At 60.2% G+C, this 18,982-nt stretch carries 14 protein-coding genes; 1 reads left to right on the plus strand and 13 read right to left on the minus strand.

What is annotated here, in order from left to right; translation table 11 throughout:
• Positions 1-87: 87 nt before the first annotated feature.
• Positions 88-351, minus strand: coding sequence for a DUF6124 family protein (locus ACW9HW_RS14990; RefSeq protein WP_457400546.1), 264 nt, complete (start codon positions 349-351; stop codon positions 88-90).
• A 419-nt stretch (positions 352-770) separates the two neighbouring features.
• Positions 771-1,667 (minus strand): LysR substrate-binding domain-containing protein, encoded by an 897-nt coding sequence (locus tag ACW9HW_RS14995; protein WP_457400531.1) that lies wholly within the window; start codon positions 1,665-1,667, stop codon positions 771-773.
• A gap of 168 nt (positions 1,668-1,835) precedes the next feature.
• On the opposite strand from ACW9HW_RS14995, the gene ACW9HW_RS15000 reads away from it, so the two are divergent.
• Complete coding sequence (locus ACW9HW_RS15000) at positions 1,836-3,062, plus strand: MFS transporter (protein WP_457400548.1); 1,227 nt, start codon at positions 1,836-1,838, stop codon at positions 3,060-3,062.
• 125 nt (positions 3,063-3,187) lie between these two features.
• Here ACW9HW_RS15000 and hemE read toward each other — a convergent pair whose 3' ends face one another.
• The 11 genes from hemE to ACW9HW_RS15055 all read right to left on the minus strand — a co-directional run bounded on the left by hemE (position 3,188) and on the right by ACW9HW_RS15055 (position 18,973).
• The gene (gene hemE, locus ACW9HW_RS15005; protein WP_457400532.1) at positions 3,188-4,255 is read right to left on the minus strand and encodes a uroporphyrinogen decarboxylase; all 1,068 of its coding nucleotides are present in this window, start codon (positions 4,253-4,255) and stop codon (positions 3,188-3,190) included.
• A gap of 241 nt (positions 4,256-4,496) precedes the next feature.
• Complete coding sequence (locus ACW9HW_RS15010; protein ID WP_137804125.1) at positions 4,497-5,915, minus strand: FAD-dependent oxidoreductase; 1,419 nt, start codon at positions 5,913-5,915, stop codon at positions 4,497-4,499.
• 33 nt (positions 5,916-5,948) lie between these two features.
• Positions 5,949-10,397, minus strand: a complete 4,449-nt coding sequence (gltB, locus tag ACW9HW_RS15015; protein ID WP_457400534.1) for a glutamate synthase large subunit — start codon at positions 10,395-10,397, stop codon at positions 5,949-5,951.
• A gap of 349 nt (positions 10,398-10,746) precedes the next feature.
• Entirely contained in the window at positions 10,747-12,342 is a 1,596-nt protein-coding gene (locus tag ACW9HW_RS15020; protein ID WP_457400535.1) for an AAA family ATPase, read from the minus strand.
• A 10-nt stretch (positions 12,343-12,352) separates the two neighbouring features.
• Positions 12,353-13,453, minus strand: a complete 1,101-nt coding sequence (aroB, locus tag ACW9HW_RS15025) for a 3-dehydroquinate synthase (RefSeq protein ID WP_095192234.1) — start codon at positions 13,451-13,453, stop codon at positions 12,353-12,355.
• Positions 13,454-13,601: 148 nt separating this feature from the next.
• A complete protein-coding gene (aroK, locus tag ACW9HW_RS15030; RefSeq protein WP_056725695.1) occupies positions 13,602-14,120 on the minus strand; it encodes a shikimate kinase AroK in 519 nt (172 codons plus the stop codon).
• A gap of 4 nt (positions 14,121-14,124) precedes the next feature.
• Positions 14,125-16,188, minus strand: coding sequence for a type IV pilus secretin PilQ (pilQ, locus tag ACW9HW_RS15035; RefSeq protein WP_457400550.1), 2,064 nt, complete (start codon positions 16,186-16,188; stop codon positions 14,125-14,127).
• 13 nt (positions 16,189-16,201) lie between these two features.
• Positions 16,202-16,729 (minus strand): pilus assembly protein PilP, encoded by a 528-nt coding sequence (locus ACW9HW_RS15040; RefSeq protein ID WP_457400536.1) that lies wholly within the window; start codon positions 16,727-16,729, stop codon positions 16,202-16,204.
• Complete coding sequence (gene pilO / locus ACW9HW_RS15045) at positions 16,726-17,349, minus strand: type 4a pilus biogenesis protein PilO (protein WP_457400538.1); 624 nt, start codon at positions 17,347-17,349, stop codon at positions 16,726-16,728. The genes ACW9HW_RS15040 and pilO overlap by 4 nt, the downstream gene beginning before the upstream one ends.
• A complete protein-coding gene (locus ACW9HW_RS15050) occupies positions 17,346-17,912 on the minus strand; it encodes a PilN domain-containing protein (RefSeq protein ID WP_457400539.1) in 567 nt (188 codons plus the stop codon). Before ACW9HW_RS15050 ends, pilO begins: the two co-directional genes overlap by 4 nt.
• Positions 17,912-18,973, minus strand: coding sequence for a pilus assembly protein PilM (locus ACW9HW_RS15055; RefSeq protein WP_457400541.1), 1,062 nt, complete (start codon positions 18,971-18,973; stop codon positions 17,912-17,914). The genes ACW9HW_RS15050 and ACW9HW_RS15055 overlap by 1 nt, the downstream gene beginning before the upstream one ends.
• Positions 18,974-18,982: the final 9 nt, after the last annotated feature.

An 18,982-nucleotide genomic window follows, 5' to 3' on the forward strand; every position in this document is an offset into this window, starting at 1 on the left:
GCGGTAGGTCAGTCAACAGAAATGTCGCCTGTATTGCCGCCTTCGCGAGCAGGCTCGCTCCCACAAGGGGCCCGCCTGCCCAGACGATCACGGTGAATCAAGGTTATCCAACACCCGAGTCACCGCCAATTTTCCCAACATGATCGATTGCTGAAACCCCAGCAGAGTGTGGCTCTGCGATCCCTTCAGATCCCTCGCAAAATCACTCGCCATCACACTCGCTGATGCCAGCGATACGCAGGCGTATTCCAGCAGGGTGTGGTTGTCGATATCGGGGGCGATGAGGAAGATCGGGCTGGGTTGGCGTGGCGCGTCCGGATCGGTGTCCGGTGGATTGGGCGTATGGGTCATGCTGAAAAAGAAGGGTGGCAGCTGTACGCAGGTTAGTAGACCGGTTCGCTTCAATCCGGCGCACCCGAAGGTGCCCTGCGCACAGCTACCGTCAAGGGCAGGTACGAAAGTACCTGCCTATCAGGAGCGCAAATGCACTTAAAGCGAAACGGGCTACTAAACCCGATCACTGACATTCAGTGACGCGAATCAAGTTAGCGACGACCCTCAAAGCGCACAAGCCGGCGGATTCTGGAGTAGTTGTAGGTAACGCCGCAAGGCGCTGTAGCCTGTTCGAAGGCTTTCAGAAATGTCTTACGGCCAGCGGTGATGTTTCTGATTTCCTGTAGGAGCGAGCTTGCTCGCGATGATCGTGAACGATGGTGCGTGCTTCCTGAGTACACGCGGTGCTCTTTAGTCCATCGCGAGCAAGCTCGCTCCTACAGTGACTCGACCTTGCGCGTGAGCAGTTCGACAAACGCCCGCGCCATCGCCGATTTCTGATCCTTGCGCTGCACCAGCCACACCGCCGACACCGCCGCCGGATCCAGCAACGGTCGATAAACCACGCCATCAATGCGCATCCGCTGGTAAGACGCCGGCAGCACCGACACGCCCAACCCCGCCGCCACCAACCCGATGATGGTCATCGCCTCGCCAGCCTCCTGGGCGAAGTGCGGGCTGAAGCCGGCGTCCCGGGCCAGGCTGAGCAATTGGGCGTACAGGCCACTGCCGTAGCTGCGCGGGAAAAACACGAAGGGTTCGAGGGCCAGGGCCGACAGGAACAAGCCTTCTTCACTGTCCTTCACCAGCGGATGCTTGGAGCTGAGCACCGCGACCAGCGGCTCGCGCATCAACTCGACCACGCTAAGCGAGTCAGGCAGACCCAGTGGCCGCATGATTCCGACTTCGATGGATTCATCCACCAATGCATCGGCCACTTGGGTACTGCTCATTTCCCGCAGGTTCAGGTGCACCGCCGGGAAGCGCTGGCGAAACGAGAAGATCGCCTGGGGGATCGTCGAGTTGAACGGTGCCGACGAGGTGAAGCCGATTTTCAGTTCGCCCAACTCCCCCAATTGTGCCCGCCGTGCGACATCCGCTGCTTTGTCGACCTGCGCCAGTACCAGCCGCGCTTCCTCCAGGAACAACCTACCGGCCTCGCTCAGCTCGACCCGACGATTGGTACGCTCGAACAATCGCGCGCCGACCTCCTGCTCCAGCGCCTGAATCTGCTGACTCAACGGTGGCTGCGAGATGCCCAGCACCTGTGCGGCGCGGCCAAAATGCAGTTCTTCGGCGACGGCGATGAAGTAGCGCAGATGACGCAATTCCATGAACACCTCATTAGGTCGTTAAAACTATCAAACAGGTCGAACAATATATTGGATTGAATCATTAGCCAGCTATATGCTTTTTTCATTGCCTGACCGGCTGAGCTCCTTCCGAGGTCCAACGTGAAAACTGCTGTCGCTCCACTTGCCCATGAAGTTCCCCCCTCAGCGCTGGACGATGTTGCCGTCGAACTGAAGGAGATCTACATCGAAAAAGGCACGCCGGCATTTATGCGCACGGTGCTGGCACTGTTCTGCGGCGGCTTCGCGACTTTCGCCCTGCTCTATTGCGTGCAACCGATGATGCCGCTGTTGTCCCAGGAATACTCCATCAACGCGGCCCAGAGCAGCCTGATCCTTTCAGTGGCCACTGGCTTGCTCGCCATTGGCCTGCTGATCACCGGCCCGATCTCTGATCGCGTCGGGCGCAAACCGGTGATGGTTGCGGCACTGTTTGCCGCCGCGCTGTGCACCATGGCCAGTGCGATGATGCCGAGCTGGCATGGCGTTCTCTTGATGCGCGCATTGATCGGCTTGTCATTGAGCGGCCTGGCCGCGGTCGCCATGACTTACTTGAGTGAAGAAATCCACCCGCAACACATCGGTCTGGCCATGGGCTTGTACATCGCTGGCAACGCCATCGGCGGGATGAGCGGACGTTTGATTACCGGGGTGTTGATCGATTTTGTCAGCTGGCATTCAGCGATGCTGGTGATCGGTGGCCTGGCGCTGATCGCGGCGGCGGTGTTCTGGAAAATCCTTCCCGAATCGCGCAACTTCCGCGCCCGTTCGCTGCATCCGCGCAGCCTGCTCGACGGTTTCACCATGCACTTTCGCGACGTCGGTCTGCCGCTGCTGTTCCTCGAAGCCTTTGTGCTGATGGGGGCGTTCGTCACACTGTTCAACTACATCGGCTACCGCCTGCTGGCCGAGCCGTACCACATGGACCAAGCCTTCGTCGGCTTGCTCTCGGTGGTCTACCTGTCGGGCATCTACAGTTCGGCGAAAATCGGCTCGCTGGCCGACAAGTTGGGACGGCGCAAAGTACTGTGGAGCACCATCGTGCTGATGATCGCCGGCCTCGCCCTGACGATGTTCACGCCGCTGCCACTGGTGATATTCGGCATGCTGGTATTCACCTTCGGCTTCTTCGGCGCCCATTCGGTGGCCAGCAGCTGGATCGGCCGTCGCGCCACCAAGGCCAAGGGTCAGGCGTCGTCGCTGTACCTGTTCAGCTATTACGCCGGGTCGAGCATCGCCGGCACGGCAGGCGGGGTGTTCTGGCATGTGGGGGGCTGGAACGGCATCGGCTTGTTCATTGGTGGGTTGTTGGTGGTGGCGTTGTTGATCGCGTTGAAGCTGGCCAAGTTGCCGCCGTTGGGTGGCGTAAAAGCCTGAATTCGACCGCCACAAACAACTGTGGGAGCGAGCCTGCTCGCGAAAGGGCTTCACATTCAACATCGCTGCTGACTAATCCACCGCTTTCGCGAGCAGGCTCGCTCCCACATTGAACCGGGCGCTGGTTATTCGTGATACTGCGCCGACAACTCATGCACCGCGCGCAAGAAAGCGCCAGCGTGTTCCGGATCGACTTCCGGCGTGATGCCATGGCCCAGGTTGAACACATGGCCGCTGCCCTTGCCGTAGCTGGCCAGAATACGCCCGACTTCCGTGCGGATGGCTTCAGGCTTGGCGTAGAGTACGGTCGGGTCCATGTTGCCTTGCAGTGCGACCTTGTCGCCGACACGGGCGCGGGCGCTGCCGATGTCGCAGGTCCAATCCAGGCCCAAGGCATCAGCACCTGCATCGGCGATGCTTTCCAGCCACAGGCCGCCGCTCTTGGTGAACAGGATCACCGGCACCTTGCGGCCTTCGTGCTCGCGGATCAGGCCGCTGACGATTTTCTTCATGTAGGCCAGGGAGAACTCCTGGTACGCCGCCGCCGAGAGGGCGCCGCCCCAGCTGTCGAAGATCTGCACCGCTTGCGCACCGGCCATGATCTGGCCGTTGAGGTAGCTGGTGACCGTCTGCGCGAGCTTGTCCAGCAGCAGGTGCAAGGCTTGCGGGTTGTCGTAGAGCATGGTTTTGGTCTTGCGGTAGTCTTTCGACGAACCGCCTTCGACCATGTAGGTGGCCAGGGTCCATGGGCTGCCGGAGAAGCCGATCAGCGGCACACGACCATTGAGTTCGCGGCGGATGGTGCTGACAGCGTCCATCACGTAGCCCAGGTCTTTCTGCGGATCGGGAATTGGCAGGGCTTCGATGTCGGCCAGGGTGCTGACGACTTTCTTGAAGCGCGGACCTTCGCCGGTTTCGAAATACAGGCCTTGGCCCATGGCATCCGGAATGGTGAGGATGTCGGAGAAAAGGATCGCCGCATCCAGCTGTGGATAACGGTCGAGCGGCTGCATCGTGACTTCGCAAGCGAACGCCGGGTTCATGCACAGACTCATGAAATCACCGGCCTTGGCGCGACTGGCGCGGTATTCCGGCAGGTAACGGCCGGCTTGACGCATCATCCACACAGGGGTGACGTCTACGGGTTGCTTGAGCAGTGCGCGCAGGAAACGGTCGTTCTTCAGGGCAGTCATGTCGGCATCCGGAAAAAAAGTGCGGGCATTTTCTCAGAGGTCGACGCAAAAGGCACGGCAAGCGCCGCACCTTTTGTCTATCGGGTCAATTTGTCGCGGGGACACACGGATTTCAGCGACACCTGAAAACCAATGTGGGAGCGAGCCTGCTCGCGAAGAGGCTGGTACATCCAACATTGAAGTTGGCTGACAGACCGCTTTCGCGAGCAGGCTCGCTCCCACAGGGTTTTGTGTCGCCTGGTTAAACGCCCAGGTAATCCAGGATCCCTTCAGCCGCATTACGGCCTTCGAAGATCGCCGTCACCACCAGATCGGAACCGCGCACCATGTCGCCACCGGCGAAGATTTTCGGGTTGCTGGTCTGGTGCTTGTACTGACCTTGTTCCGGTGCCACGACGCGGCCCTGGCTGTCGGTCTGGATGCTGAACTGCTCGAACCACGGCGCCGGGCTCGGGCGGAAACCGAAGGCGATGACCACGGCGTCGGCCGGGATGATCTCTTCGGAGCCCGGGATCGGCTCGGGGCTGCGACGGCCACGGGCGTCCGGTTCGCCGAGACGGGTCTCGACCACCTTCACGCCTTCGACCTTGTCCTCACCAACGATGGCGATCGGCTGGCGGTTGTAGAGGAATTTCACGCCTTCTTCCTTGGCGTTCTTCACCTCTTTGCGCGAGCCCGGCATGTTCGCTTCGTCACGACGATAGGCACAGGTCACCGACTTGGCGCCCTGGCGGATCGAAGTCCGGTTGCAGTCCATCGCCGTGTCCCCGCCACCGAGTACCACGACCTTCTTGCCTTTCATGTCGACAAAATCTTCCGGCGACTTTTCAAAGCCCAGGTTGCGGTTGACGTTGGCGATCAGGAAATCCAGCGCGTCATACACGCCCGGCAGATCCTCACCGGCAAAGCCGCCTTTCATGTAGGTGTAGGTGCCCATGCCCATGAACACGGCATCGTACTCTTCGAGCAGTTGCTCCATGGTCACATCCTTGCCCACCTCGGTGTTGAGGCGGAACTCGATGCCCATGCCGGTGAAGACTTCGCGTCGATTGCTCAGCACGGTCTTTTCCAGCTTGAACTCGGGGATGCCGAAGGTCAGCAGACCGCCGATTTCCGGGTTCTTGTCGAACACCACAGGCGTCACGCCACCGCGCACCAGCACGTCGGCACAACCCAGGCCCGCAGGACCTGCACCGATGATGGCGACACGCTTGCCGGTCGGCTTGACCCGGGACATGTCCGGGCGCCAGCCCATGGCGAACGCGGTGTCGGTGATGTACTTCTCCACCGAACCGATGGTCACCGCGCCGAAGCCGTCGTTGAGGGTGCAGGCACCCTCGCACAGACGGTCCTGCGGGCACACCCGGCCGCAGACTTCCGGCAGGGTGTTGGTCTGGTGCGACAGCTCGGCGGCGGCGAGGATGTTGCCCTCGGCCACCAGTTTCAGCCAGTTGGGAATGAAATTGTGCACCGGGCACTTCCATTCGCAATACGGGTTACCGCAACCCAGGCAGCGGTGGGCCTGGTCGGCCGACTGCTGGGGTTTGAACGGTTCGTAGATTTCCACGAACTCTTTCTTGCGTTGACGCAACAGTTTCTTCTTCGGATCCTTGCGCCCGACCTCGATGAACTGGAAGTCATTATTCAGACGTTCAGCCATTGTTAAAACCTCATCAAACTCTTCAGGCGCATATCACTGCGGGTTGGCACGGGTGCTGGAAAGCAACGATTTCAGGGTGGCAGCCTTGGGCTTGACCAGCCAGAAACGACGCACATAGTCATCGAGGTTCTCGGCGAGTTCACGACCCCACTCGCTGTCGGTTTCCTCGACGTACTCGTTCAGCACGCGTTGCAGATGGCTACGGTAGGCTTCCATCGCCTCGCCGCTGATCCGCTGGATTTCCACCAGTTCGTGGTTGACCCGGTCAACGAAGGTGTTGTCCTGGTCGAGCACGTAGGCGAAACCACCGGTCATGCCAGAGCCGAAGTTGTAACCGGTCTTGCCCAAGACGCAGACGAAACCACCGGTCATGTACTCGCAGCAGTGATCGCCAGTGCCTTCCACCACGGTGTGGGCACCGGAGTTACGCACGGCGAAACGCTCGCCCGCGGTGCCGGCGGCGAACAGCTTGCCGCCCGTGGCGCCGTACAGGCAGGTGTTGCCGATGATGGCACTGTCCTGAGTCTTGTAGACGCTGCCCTTGGGCGGAACGATGACCAGTTTGCCGCCGGTCATGCCCTTGCCGACGTAGTCGTTGGCATCGCCTTCCAGGTACATGTTCAGGCCACCGGCGTTCCACACACCGAAGCTCTGGCCAGCCGTGCCCTTGAAACGGAAGGTGATGGGCGCGTTGGCCATACCCTGGTTGCCGTGCTTACGGGCGATTTCGCCGGAGATCCGCGCGCCGATGGAACGGTCGCAGTTGCAGATATCCAGCTCGAATTCAGCGCCGCTCAGGTCGTTGATTGCCGAGGTGGCCATGTCGACCATTTTCTCGGCCAGCAGGCCCTTGTCGAACGGTGGGTTGCGCTCGACGCCACAGAACTGAGGCTTGTCTGCCGGCACGTGATCGCTGCCCAGCAACGGGGTCAGGTCCAGGTGATGCTGCTTGGCGGTCTGGCCTTCGAGCACTTCCAGCAGGTCGGTACGGCCGATCAGCTCTTCAAGGGAGCGCACGCCCAGCTTGGCCAGCCACTCACGGGTTTCTTCGGCGACGTAGGTGAAGAAGTTCACCACCATGTCGACTGTACCGATGTAGTGATCCTTGCGCAGCTTCTCGTTCTGAGTCGCAACGCCGGTGGCGCAGTTGTTCAGGTGGCAGATGCGCAGGTATTTGCACCCCAGGGCGATCATCGGCGCGGTGCCGAAGCCGAAGCTTTCAGCGCCGAGGATGGCCGCCTTGATCACGTCGAGGCCGGTTTTCAGGCCGCCATCGGTCTGCACCCGGACTTTGCCGCGCAGGTCGTTGCCACGCAGGGTCTGGTGGGTTTCGGCCAGGCCGAGCTCCCACGGAGCGCCCGCGTATTTGATCGAGGTCAGCGGTGAAGCACCGGTGCCGCCGTCGTAGCCGGAAATGGTGATCAGGTCGGCATAGGCCTTGGCCACGCCGGCGGCGATGGTGCCGACGCCCGCTTCTGCTACCAGCTTCACCGAGACCAGCGCCTTCGGGTTGACTTGTTTCAGGTCGAAAATCAGTTGCGACAAGTCTTCGATCGAGTAGATGTCGTGGTGCGGCGGTGGCGAAATCAGGGTCACGCCCGGCACTGCATAACGCAGCTTGGCGATCAGACCATTGACCTTGCCGCCTGGCAGTTGACCACCTTCACCGGGCTTGGCGCCCTGGGCGACCTTGATCTGCAGCACTTCGGCGTTGACCAGGTACTCCGGGGTCACACCGAAACGGCCGGTTGCAACCTGCTTGATTTTCGAACTCTTGATGGTGCCGTAGCGCGCCGGGTCTTCGCCGCCTTCACCGGAGTTGGAACGCGCACCGAGGCGGTTCATGGCTTCGGCCAGGGCTTCGTGAGCTTCCGGCGACAGGGCGCCCAGCGAGATACCAGCGGAGTCGAAGCGCTTGAGCACCGATTCCAGTGGTTCGATCTCACTCATGTCCAGCGGCGTGTCGAGGGTTTTGACTTTGAGCAAGTCGCGGATCATCGACACCGGACGGTTGTCCACCAGCGACGTGTATTCCTTGAACTTGCTGTAGTCACCCTGCTGCACAGCAGCTTGCAGTGTGTTGACCACGTCCGGGTTGTACGCGTGATACTCGCCACCGTGGACGAACTTCAGCAGGCCGCCTTGCTGGATCGGCTTGCGCGGGCTCCAGGCTTCGGTGGCCAGGGCTTTCTGCTCGGCTTCGATGTCGACGAAACGCGCACCCTTGATGCGGCTCGGTACGCCACGGAAGCTCAGGTTGCAGACTTCCTCGGACAGGCCGATGGCTTCGAACAGCTGCGCACCCCGGTACGAGGTGATGGTCGAGATGCCCATCTTCGACAGGATCTTGAGCAGGCCTTTGGTGATGCCCTTGCGGTAGTTCTTGAACACCTCATAGAGGTCGCCCAGCACTTCACCGGTGCGGATCAGGTCGCCCAGCACTTCATAAGCCAGGAACGGATAGACCGCCGAGGCGCCGAAACCGATCAGCACCGCGAAGTGATGCGGGTCACGCGCGGTCGCGGTTTCCACCAGGATGTTGGAGTCGCAACGCAGGCCTTTTTCGGTCAGGCGGTGGTGTACCGCACCGGTCGCCAGGGAGGCGTGGATCGGCAGCTTGCCCGGGGCAATGTGACGGTCACTCAGCACGACCTGGGTGCGACCGGCGCGTACGGCTTCTTCAGCCTGATCGGCAACGTTGCGGATCGCCGCTTCGAGGCCGACGCTCTCGTCGTAGTTGAGGTCAATGATCGCGCGCTCGAAGCCCGGACGATCGAGGTTCATCAACGAACGCCACTTGGCCGGGGAAATGACCGGCGAGCTGAGGATCACGCGCGAAGCGTGTTCCGGCGACTCCTGGAAGATGTTGCGCTCGGCACCGAGGCAGATCTCCAGCGACATGACGATGGCTTCACGCAGCGGGTCGATCGGCGGGTTGGTGACCTGCGCGAACTGCTGACGGAAATAGTCGTACGGCGTACGCACGCGCTGGGACAGCACGGCCATCGGCGTATCGTCGCCCATGGAACCCACGGCTTCGTAGCCTTGTTCGCCGAGCGGACGCAGCACCTGGTCGCGCTCTTCGAACGTGACCTGGTACATCTTCATGTATTGCTTGAGCTGATCGACGTCGTAGAACGCCGAACCGTGGTCGTTGTCTTCCATGGTCGCCTGGATGCGCAGGGCATTCTTGCGCAGCCATTGCTTGTACGGATGACGGGACTTGAGGCGGTTGTCGATCGCATCGGTATCGAGGATCTGACCGGTTTCGGTGTCCACGGCAAAGATCTGGCCCGGGCCAACGCGACCTTTGGCGATCACGTCTTCAGGCTGGTAGTTCCAGACACCGATTTCCGAAGCCAGGGTGATGAAACCGTTCTTGGTGGTGACCCAACGCGCCGGACGCAGACCGTTACGGTCGAGCAGGCACACCGCGTAGCGACCGTCGGTCATGACCACGCCGGCCGGACCGTCCCACGGTTCCATGTGCATCGAGTTGTATTCGTAGAACGCACGCAGATCCGGGTCCATGGTTTCGACGTTCTGCCACGCAGGCGGAATGATCATCCGCACGCCACGGAACAGGTCGATGCCACCGGTGACCATCAGCTCGAGCATGTTGTCCATGCTGGAGGAGTCGGAGCCGACACGGTTGACCAGCGGACCGAGCTCTTCGAGATCGGGCATCAGGTCGTTGGCGAACTTGGTGCGACGGGCCACGGCCCAGTTGCGGTTGCCGGTGATGGTGTTGATCTCGCCGTTGTGCGCCAGGAAGCGGAACGGTTGAGCCAGCGGCCATTTCGGCAGGGTATTGGTGGAGAAGCGCTGGTGAAACACGCAGATTGCGGTTTTCAGGCGCTCATCGCTCAGGTCTGGATAGAAGGCGGTCAGATCCGCCGGCATCATCAGGCCTTTGTAAATGATAGTCTTGTGGGAAAAGCTGCAGATGTAGTGATCGACGTCGGCAGCGTTGGCCACGGACGATTTACGACGCGAACTGAACAGCTTGATCGCCATTTCCTGGTCGCTCAGGCCTTCACCGCCGATGAACACTTGCTCGATCTGCGGCAGGCGCTCAAGGGCCAGGCGGCCGAGGACGCTGGTGTCGATCGGCACTTTGCGCCAGCCGACCAGTTGCAGGCCGGCGGCCAGAATCTCGCGGTTCATGTTCGCGCGAGCGGCTTCGGCTTTGACCGGGTCCTGGTTGAAGAAGACCATGCCCACGGCATATTGCTTGGGCATTTCGACGCCGAACGTTTCCTGGGCGATGGCTCGCAGGAACACGTCCGGCTTTTGAATCAGCAGACCGCAACCGTCACCGGTCTTGCCGTCGGCATTAATCCCACCGCGGTGGGTCATGCAGGTCAGGGCCTCGATGGCCGTTTGCAAAAGGGTATGACTGGGCTCGCCCTGCATATGGGCGATCAGGCCGAAACCGCAGTTATCCTTGAATTCATCTGGTTGGTACAGACCTGCTTTCATAGACACTTTCTCACCAGGCTGCCTCTTAACAAGGCAAATTTCTTTTCAATTCAACCACTTGCCATCCGCGCCGAACGTACGCCAGCTTTGCGGGGGCAAAAGGGAGGTCATTGTACACACCGACACTAGGCCTCACAAATTTGACGACGAAATGTCGCAAATCTATGTCGCATTTGTGAAAGGTTTAAAGCGATCTGCTGTGCTAGTCAAAACTTTTTTAATTTTGACCGCAACGACTCAAAGACTACTGTGACGCAGACACCACAACGCACGCGTCCCGAAGGGCGCATGCGTTGCAGAAATTTTGAGGTGCCGGGAGAGAGGCGGCCTGGGTAAGGCCGCCGAATCTTCAGCGAGCTGTTGCCAGTTCCTGTTGGACACTGGCGACAGAGCGTGGCCAAGGTTTACCAGCCTGAACCTTCGCTGGCAAGGCCTTGATGGCGGTAACAGCTGCATCGCGGTTGGCGAAGCTACCGTAAGTGATGACGTAAAGCGGTTTGCCGTTGAGGACTTTCTTGAAATAACGGTACTCGCCACCCTGCTCCTTGACGAAGCTTTGCGCGGTCGCCTCGGAGCTGGTGCCGAGGATTTGTACCACGTAATTACCCGGCGCCTGACCGGCGTACCAGGTACCGCCAGCGGCCTTGGCCACGGTGGCCGGCTTCTCGGCAGGCTTGGCAGCAGCGGCCACGGCCGGTTTGGCCGGCGCCGGAGCAGGCTTGGCGGCAGCAGCTGGAGCCGGTGCCGGCTTGGCGGTAGCGACTTGAGTCGGTGCCGGTGTCGGTTTGGCCGCTGGCGTTGGCGTTGGCGCCGGGCCAGCCGGGGCACCCTCAGGTGGCGCGATCGTGGTCACAGTCGGCGGCGTTGCGCTGGAGCCTTCCACCGGCACACCATCGTCGCCCTCGGTGATGCCACCGGCGGCTTCGGCGAGCGGGCCACGCATGACCGGTTGAGAATTACCGACCAACGGCAGTGGCATCGGTTGCGTGTTGCCGGCGAATTCGACGGCTGGTGCGCCGCCGTTCGACGAACCCTGGCCGAGCGGCAATTGCGCCTGCTCGTTGGCGGGTGCCCCCGTGGTCGGTGCTTTGGTGCGACCCGGCATCAGCCAGGCGGCGGCTACCGCGACCACAACGACGGCGGAAATCGCCAATACGTGTTTCTTCGGCATATTGAACCCCATACTTGGACGCTTGACCGCTGAGCGGCTGGCAATCATGGCTTCGATCATTGCATCGCGGGCGACCTGGTTGATGTTGCCAGGCCAACCGTCGGAGCTTTCGTGAATATCAGAGATCTGATCCGCGGTGAAAAGTTCGATACCCCGACCCGCGCCCTCAAGACGCTGTTCCAGATATTCGCGGGTTTCTTCTTCCGTGTAAGGCTGCAACTCGATGACGTGGAAGCGCTCTTCTTCGAGATGCAAAGCCTCAAGCTGGGCAATGAACGACGACTCGCCGAACAGGAACACATGCGGACGACCTTCCGGCGCACCGGCAGCCAGCGCCATCAAGGCTTCGAGCGCAGACTCGTCGAGCTGCTCGGCATCATCCACCAGCAGATAGACTTCCTGCCCCGTGAGAGCGAGCTGCACCACCTGATCCAGAATGGCACCGATCTCGGCCTGGGCAATGTCCAGCGCCTGGGCGACCTGACGCAGTACGCCAGCCGAATCCCCAGCGCCACGAGCGGAAACCACTACGCTTTGCACCGACTGCTTGTTGGTGCTGGCCACCAGGGCCTGACGCAGCAGGGTCTTGCCACTGCCTTGCGGGCCAGTGACCACCAGCAGCAACTGGCTGTAGCGCGCCAGGTGGTGCAACTGCCCCAGCACCGGTTTGCGCTGGGCCGGGAAAAACTTGAAGCCAGGCACCCGTGGAGCAAAAGGGTCATGACTCAACTGGTAATGGCCGAGGAAAGCCTCGTCGGCATGCAAACTAGTCATCGCGTTCTTATTAACCTTTAAGCTGAGCCAGGGCGCGGTAATCCGCTCCCAGCGTGGCCTGTAGAACCTCTTTCGGATAATCGTCGGTCACCACTGCTTCGCCCATGCGGCGCAGCAGCACTAGGCGCAATCGACCGTCGATCACTTTTTTATCAATTGCCATGTGTTCGAGGAAATCGGCTTCGCTCATCTCTTCAGGCGGGATGACCGGCAGGCCGGCACGCTGGAACAGACGAATGCCACGGTCGCGGTCCTGTTCGCTGATCCAGCCCAGGCGTGCGGACATTTCCAACGCCATCACGGTCCCGGCGGCAACCGCTTCGCCGTGCAGCCAGACACCGTAACCCATATGGGTTTCGATGGCGTGACCAAAGGTATGCCCCAGGTTGAGCGTGGCACGTACACCGGTCTCTTTTTCGTCAGCCCCGACAACCGCCGCCTTGGCTGCGCAGGAGCGCTCGATGGCATAAGTCAGCGCTTGCTGATCAAGATTGCGCAAGCGATCGACGTTATCTTCGAGCCAGGTCAGGAACGGCTCATCGCAGATCAGTCCGTACTTGATGACTTCGGCCAGACCGGCGGACAGCTCGCGGGGCGGCAGGGTCTTGAGGGAAGCAGTGTCGATCAGCACCACGTTCGGCTGGTAGAAAGCGCCGACCATGTTCTTGCCCAGCGGGTGATTGATACCGGTCTTGCCACCCACCGAAGAGTCGACTTGCGACAGCAAGGTGGTCGGAACCTGGATGAAATCGACACCGCGCTGGTAGCAGGCGGCCGCAAAACCGGCCATGTCGCCGATCACGCCGCCACCGAGGGCAATCACCGTGGTACGGCGGTCGTGCCGTGCGGTCAGCAGACCATCGAAAATCAGTTGCAGGGTTTCCCAGGTCTTGAAGGCTTCACCGTCGGGCAGCACCACGGAGATCACCGAGAATTGCGCGAGGCTGCGGGTCAAACGTTCGAGATAGAGCGGCGCAACGGTTTCGTTGGAGATGATGGCCACTTGCCGTCCGCGGATATGCGGGGCCAGCAGCTCGGGCTGATCCAACAAACCTTCGCCAATATGAATCGGGTAGCTGCGCTCGCCTAGATCGACCTTGAGTGTCTGCATGTGTCCCCACAGTGAAGATGGAATCAGGCATCCTGCCTTGAGTTAACGAATGTCCACGGCCTCTGCTGTGACGCCGTTCGGTAGCCGTTCGCCACAACCTTGAGCGGTCGTGGCAGGACGCCGAGGATAGCGCATTTCGCGCTGCGCATTAACGGGGAGGCAGCTGCTGCAAGCGTTCGAGAATATCGAGCACGACCATTCGCGGCGGCCGCTCATCGGTTTCCACCACCAGATCGGCGATTTCCCGATAAAGCGGATCGCGAATCGCCAGCAGATCCCGAAGGGTCTTGGCCGGATCGGCGGTGCGCAACAGGGGCCGATTGCGATCACGGGACGTACGACCGACCTGCTGCTCGACGGAGGCATGCAAATAGACCACCCGTCCGCCGGCATGCAGCGCCCGGCGATTGGCTTCGCGCATGACCGCGCCACCACCGGTCGCCAGCACCACACCGTCGTAATCGCAGAGTTCGGCAATCATGGCCTGCTCGCGGTCACGAAAGCCCGGTTCGCCTTCCTTGTCGAAGATCCATGGGATATTGGCGCCCGTGCGTAATTCAATTTCCTTATCGGAATCTTTGAATGGCAAGCGCAGCTCTTTGGCCAGCAACCGGCCGATGGTGCTCTTTCCAGCCCCCATCGGTCCTACAAGAATCAAATTTCGCACAGAATCAACGACTCACAGCAATCGCCTGGTTATTCATGATACGCGGTGTGAGAAACACCAACAGCTCGGATTTTTTCTCCGAAACCACGTCACGCCGGAAAAGGCGGCCAAGATACGGCACATCGCCAAGAAATGGCACCTTATCTACAACCTTGCTTTGAGTATTTGAGAAAACGCCACCAATGACGATGGTCTCGCCATCGTTGACCAGGACCTTGGCATTGACCTCGTTTTTCTTGATGGGCGGCACATCCTGCACCTTGTTCAGGTAGTCCGGTTCGTCCTTGGTGACCTTGACCTCCATGATGATCCGGTTGTCCGGGGTTATCTGCGGCGTGACTTCCAGCGACAGCGAGGCCTCCTTGAAGGACACCGAGGTAGCGCCGCTGGAACTGGCTTCCTGATAGGGAATTTCGGTGCCCTTGAGGATCTTGGCGGTCTCCTTGTCCGACGTGACCACCTTGGGTTGCGAGACGATTTCGCCGTTACCGGTTTTTTCCATGGCCGTCAGCTCCAGATCAAGCAACACGTTATCGGTGATGAACGCGATGCCGATCCCCGAGGTATTCCCCGCCGCACCCAAGTCGACGAACGGCGTATTGGTGCTGGTGCTTCCCGGCGTGCCGATGGTCGTGGAAGCGTTCGCACCGTTACTGACGCCGGAAGTATTCCAGTTGCCTTTGTTCTGGATCGAACCGCCCCAGCGCACGCCGAGGCTCTTGTCATAGTCGACGTTGGCTTCGACGATTCGCGCCTCGATCATCACCTGACGTACCGGGATATCCAGTTGCGCCACGATTCGACGCAGTTCATCGAGCCGATCCTGGGTCTGGTAGGCAATGATGTTGTTGGTCCGCTCATCGACAGTGATCGAACCCCGTTCGTCGACCTTTGCCTCGGCGCTGGTCACCGACTGGAACAGCTTGGCGATATCGGCCGCCTTGGCGTAATTGACCTGAAGCAATTCGCGCCGCAATGGCGCCAAATCCTCGATCTGCTTCTGCGACTCCAGTTCCTGACGTTCCCGGGCGGCGATTTCATCGGCCGGCGCCACCAGCAGGACGTTACCGATCCTGCGCTTGTCCAACCCCTTGGTTTTCAACACCAGATCCAACGCCTGATCCCACGGCACGTTTTGCAAACGCAGGGTGATGCCCCCTTGCACCGTGTCACTGGCCACCAGATTGAGATTGGTGAAGTCGGCGATCAGTTGCAGTACCGAGCGCACATCGATGTCCTGGAAGTTCAGCGACAGCTTTTCACCGCTGTAGGCGTAGCGGTCGGCATTGCGCTTTTTCAGGTCAACGACGGACATCGGGCGAATGCTGACGGTCAGCTTGTTGTCGGTCTGATAGGTCGAATAGTCGAAGGCACCACTGGGTTCGATCGTGATCGTGGCCCTGTCACCTGTGGCGCCGGCATTGACGAACTGCACCGGCGTGGCGAAGTCCTTGACGTCCAGGCGTACGCGCAATGGTTCAGGCAATCGGGTCCTGGCGAAACTCAGGACGATTTTGCCATCACGCTCCTGAATGTCTGGCGCGATGGATGGGTCCGACAAATCGATCACCACATTGCCTTCGCCCTGGGTGCCGCGCTGAAAATCCACTGCGCGAATGGCCTTCGTCGTCGGCGCAAGTGCACGCGCCGGGGCCACAGCAGCTGGTGGCCTGGATGTCGTACTTTTGGCGCCCTGGCCCACCACCACAAACAAGTTGTTGCCTTCGACCCGTGCGTTGTAAGGGGTCAACTGGGTCAGATTGATGATCAGCCGCGTGCGATCCCTGGCTTCGACCACCGTCGCACTTCGGGCATTGCCACTGCCCAGATCGCGCGTTTTGTTCGTCAGCTGACTGACGACACCGGGCAAGTCCAGCGCGATCCGCGCAGGGGACTCCGTCGTATAGCCATGGGGCATCGGAGGTTGTTCATCGAACGCCAGCTTTAACTCGACGCGGTCCCCAGGCAGCGAGGCGACATCCACTGCCTTGAGGTTGGCCGCTTGTACCATCGGCGACAGCAGCGCTATCCATAGCGACACTCCGAGGGTGGAGAAAATCCTGTTCATCATTCGAGTTCCACTAAGTGTGTTCTTTCAAAGAAATGGTCCGCGGCCTTTCCAGCCAGGCACCTTCGCCGTCGGGGACGATTTCGACCACATCGACTTGCGAGGCACTGATGGCGACGATCCGACCATCGTTACGCCCCAGGTAATCTCCGACTTTCAGCCGATGTACCCCGCCGGCCCCGCGCAGCAGCGCAAAGGAGCCTGTCGCATTGGCGATCGTGCCGACCATTTCAAACTGCTCGATGTTGAAACCTTCGAGGTATTGCCTGACCCGATCGGGGTCGGGCTTGACGTTGCGCGAGCCGTATCTCTGCCCGGCCAGGTCGATTCTGACTTGCCGGGAAAACGGGCTGCGCAGGTTGGCGGCGTTGTAAGTGAATGTGGGGTAAGACCGGAATGTCGGCGTTGGTTCAATCTTGCCCGGCGCCCTCAGGCGCATTTCGTTCATGTAAGCATCGAGATCACTGAAGTCATCGCTGCCACCACAACCGGCCAGGACGACCGACGCCACAACCATCGAAAAGACACGAATCGGGCTCATGGGTGCAGCCCCTTGTCGTTATAGCGATAGGTCTTGGCCAGGACGCTCATGCGTAACTTCGTCCCGCCGTCGGGATTTGCCGGCGCCAGGTCGAAATCATGCAAAGTGACGATGCGCGGCAGACCGGCTACACCGCTGACGAAAGTGGCCAGGTCGTGATAGGCGCCGGTGACGGTAATCTGGATCGGCAGTTCGATGTAGAACGGCTGGGTGACTTCCGGCAACAGTTTGATCTCTTCAAACTCCAGGCCGCTGCCCAAGCCGGTACGGGTGATGTCTTCAAGCAGGCCGGGCACTTCGGTGTCACTGGGCAGTTGCCGCAGCAGCACGCCAAAGGCGTTCTCCATTTCCTTCATCTGCTGGGTGTACAGCTCCAGATTCGCCGCGATATGGGCCTTGGTGGCAAATTGTTCCTTGAGGGTCGATTCTTCCTCACGCTTGAGATGGAGCTGACGCTCAAGCTCGCTCGTGGAAAAGCTGTAGCCGATTGCCAATACCAGCACCATGAGCAGTGCACCCACTACGACCTTGATCGCGGGCGGCCAGGAGCCGATGTTGTTGGTGTCCAGATCGCTGATGTCGATCTTGCGCAAGCCCTCGAACCATTCGGACAGACTCATTTTCCGTCCTCCAGGGCTGCAGGCTGAGTCTGACGAACGGTCAACCGGAAGACGTTGGCCTGGTCCAGTTGGCCGGCGGTGATTGCCTTCACTTCCGTCAGGCTTGGCGCGTCGAACCAGTCGGAAGCATCCAGATTGCGCATCAGGTCGGAAACACGGTTATTGGATTCTGCCGCACCGGTAATGGACAGGGCCTTGCCCGCCATTTTCACTTCGGTGAAATAGACCCCTTCAGGCAAGGTCCGCGCCAGCTGATCAAACATTCGCCCACTGATCGGCCGGTTGCCCTGCAGGTCTTGGATGATGCGCATGCGCTCAAGCAGTTGCTGGCGACGAACCTTGAGTTCACTGATCTGCTTGATCCGCTCATCGACCACGACGATCTGCTTGCCAATGTAATCGTTGCGCGCAATCTGCCGATCGATGGCGTTACTGATCGCCTGATTTGCGATCAATACAGCGCCAACCGCCCCTGCCAGTGCGCCGACCAGAATCAGTAAAAACCGCTTGCGGCGCCTTTCACGCTGCTCCTCGCGCCAGGGTAAAAGATTGATCCGCGCCATCAGTCGAAACTCCTGAGGGCGAGCCCGCAGGCGATCATCAGGGCCGGCGCGTCACTGGCCAGCGCTGCAGCGTTGACCTTGCTGCTCAGCGCCATGTCGGCAAACGGATTGGCCACCTGCGTCGGCGTGCCCAATTGCTGCTCGATCAACCGATCCAGTCCGGAGACAGACGCCGTGCCGCCCGCCAACAAAATGTGGTCGACCGAGTGATATTGACCGGAGGCAAAGAAAAACTGCAATGAACGCGAAACCTGCTGTACCAACGCCTCGCGAAACGGCTGCAACACCTCACTGATGTAATCGGCAGGCAACCCGCCCTGCTTCTTCGCCAGCCCTGCCTGCTCAACGGTCAGGCCATACCGACGCTGTATCTCTTCGGTCAATTGTCGACCGCCGAACAATTGTTCTCGGGTGTAGATGATTCGCCCGCCGAGCAGCACGCTCAGGGTGGTCATGGTGGCGCCGATGTCGACCACCGCCACCAGCCCTCCCTCGGAGATTGCCGATCGATTCACCAGCAGGCCGCAGGATCGCTCCAGGGCATAGGCCTCCACGTCGACCACACGGGCGGTCAGGCCGGCCAGTGTCAGCGCCGCCTCACGGACTTCTACGTTCTCCTTGCGACAGGCCGCAAGCAGCACGCTGACCCGCTCGGGGTTGCGTGCCGAGGCGCCCTGAACCTCGAAGTCGATAGCGACTTCGTCCAAGGGATAAGGGATGTACTGATCGGCCTCGATCTTCAGCTGGTTTTCCATCTCGTCGTCGGAAAGACCGGCATCCATCTCGATGGTCTTGGTGATCACTGCCGATCCGGCAACGGCCACGGCGACGTTCTTGAGACCGGTTCTGGCCTTGATCAACACACGAGAGATTGCCTGGCCCACACCTTCGAGTTCGGCGATGTTTTTCTCGACAACCGCGTTGGCAGGTAGCGGTTCGACCGCATAGGCCTCGACCCGATAGCGCTCGCCATGACGGCTCAGTTCAAGAAGTTTTACCGATGTGGAGCTGATGTCGATACCCAAAAGCACATTGGCTTTTTTGTTGAAGAGTCCTGGCACTACCAATTC

The sequence above is a fragment of the Pseudomonas sp. SDO5532_S415 genome, assembly GCF_054071155.1.

Coding starts and splice junctions, on each gene's coding strand:
- pilO (WP_457400538.1), bottom strand. CDS start 17,349: ATGAGTCTGTCCGAATGGTTCGAGGGCTTGCGCAAGATCGACATCAGC.
- aroB (WP_095192234.1), bottom strand. CDS start 13,453: ATGCAGACACTCAAGGTCGATCTAGGCGAGCGCAGCTACCCGATTCAT.
- ACW9HW_RS14995 (WP_457400531.1), bottom strand. CDS start 1,667: ATGGAATTGCGTCATCTGCGCTACTTCATCGCCGTCGCCGAAGAACTG.
- ACW9HW_RS15020 (WP_457400535.1), bottom strand. CDS start 12,342: ATGACTAGTTTGCATGCCGACGAGGCTTTCCTCGGCCATTACCAGTTG.
- pilQ (WP_457400550.1), bottom strand. CDS start 16,188: ATGAACAGGATTTTCTCCACCCTCGGAGTGTCGCTATGGATAGCGCTG.
- hemE (WP_457400532.1), bottom strand. CDS start 4,255: ATGACTGCCCTGAAGAACGACCGTTTCCTGCGCGCACTGCTCAAGCAA.
- ACW9HW_RS15040 (WP_457400536.1), bottom strand. CDS start 16,729: ATGAGCCCGATTCGTGTCTTTTCGATGGTTGTGGCGTCGGTCGTCCTG.
- gltB (WP_457400534.1), bottom strand. CDS start 10,397: ATGAAAGCAGGTCTGTACCAACCAGATGAATTCAAGGATAACTGCGGT.
- ACW9HW_RS14990 (WP_457400546.1), bottom strand. CDS start 351: ATGACCCATACGCCCAATCCACCGGACACCGATCCGGACGCGCCACGC.
- ACW9HW_RS15010 (WP_137804125.1), bottom strand. CDS start 5,915: ATGGCTGAACGTCTGAATAATGACTTCCAGTTCATCGAGGTCGGGCGC.
- ACW9HW_RS15050 (WP_457400539.1), bottom strand. CDS start 17,912: ATGGCGCGGATCAATCTTTTACCCTGGCGCGAGGAGCAGCGTGAAAGG.